Annotated in this window: 1 protein-coding gene; it reads right to left on the bottom strand. The window is 59.0% G+C overall.

Annotated elements, in window-relative coordinates; translation table 11 throughout:
- Positions 1–179 precede the first annotated feature (179 nt).
- The coding region (locus KTN04_RS16555) for a prealbumin-like fold domain-containing protein (protein ID WP_217336329.1) at positions 180–1,232 on the bottom strand (1,053 nt) is incomplete at its 5' end.

Below are 1,232 nucleotides of genomic sequence, written 5' to 3'. Positions count from 1 at the left end.
CATCTCTCAGTACTGTACGCTCACTCATTTACACTCCGAAGGCCCTGATGCAGTGACTATCGGTAGGAGTTTACACTAATTGAGAACGTCCCCTAGGCTGACAGGACACTAAAAAGCCGCGACGGAGATCCGTCGCGGCTTTTTTGTCATCCGCCCCTCCGGGGCGGGATCAGGCTCTGTTACGGGCAGAGCAGATTGTTGTTGTAGCTATCCAGAATACCAGCCAGGGTCTTGGCCTGCTGGGCCAGATCCTTGCTCGGGCCTTTCGGCTTGCGCAGATAGTCACCGCTGCCATCGAAACCGATGTTCAGCAGCAGGGCTTCGGCAGCGTCCTTAGCTTCCAGCATGGCCGGGCAGGTACCCGCTTCGGCGGCGATGTTCAGCTGCACAGCCATCAGCTGGGCAGCCAGGCCATAGGCTGCATCACTGGCTTTCTTGCGGCCATCACCCACCAGGTTCGGGTCGTCCACGTCACGCTTGTCGAGGATATCCACACCCACTTCGCACAGGGTCACTTCCAGGCCCGGATGCAGGTAGATCGGCAGGAATTCATCCAGCACATCGTAGTAGTCCGGATCGGTCAGCCAGCGATCATACTGGTTGCCCTTGCCGTCACAGCTGGTCCAGTTTTTCCAGAAGCCGATGGTCCGTGCGTTGCCTCCCGGCGGCGGTGTGTTGTCGATATTGAACTGCTCGGTTTCAGCCACGGCCAGGTTGAAGGCCGCACATTCACCGATGTAGTCCTCACCGATGGTCAGCGAGTACCAGACCAGCGGTCCATCGTTGCTGCTGCCGGTCAGCGTCCAGCCCGGCTGAACATCCAGTTCACAGAAGGCGTAATCACCCGGTACCAGCTTGGCCATGCCATCCACATCGACACAGACATCCGGATTGGCTCCGGCTTCACAGCTGAAGTAGGCAATGCCGGTGATCGGATCAGAGGTAGCGGATGCCACGGCACCGCTGCCGTCACGGATCTGGAAGTTGAAGGCCGGGTAAACACCGTTTGGTGCAATACCGGAGACGGTCTTCAGCACTTCCGCCATGCCGCGCTTGGTGTTTTCGAACGTACAGGTCACGGTTTCACCCGGCTGCAGATCGATCGCATTCGGCGCACTGCCGTCATCACAGGTGGCACCGGTCAGATCCCAGCCGGCCGGTACGTTTTCATCCACGGAGTAGACACCGTGTACCAGCGGATCGGACATGAACGGCTCGGTGGCATCAGCCAG

Origin of the sequence: Marinobacterium weihaiense (assembly GCF_019061305.1) — a bacterium.
Lineage (GTDB): Bacteria > Pseudomonadota > Gammaproteobacteria > Pseudomonadales > Balneatricaceae > Marinobacterium > Marinobacterium weihaiense.
Note: the sequence above shows the minus strand (reverse complement) of the source record. Positions and strands in the feature narration are given on the sequence as shown.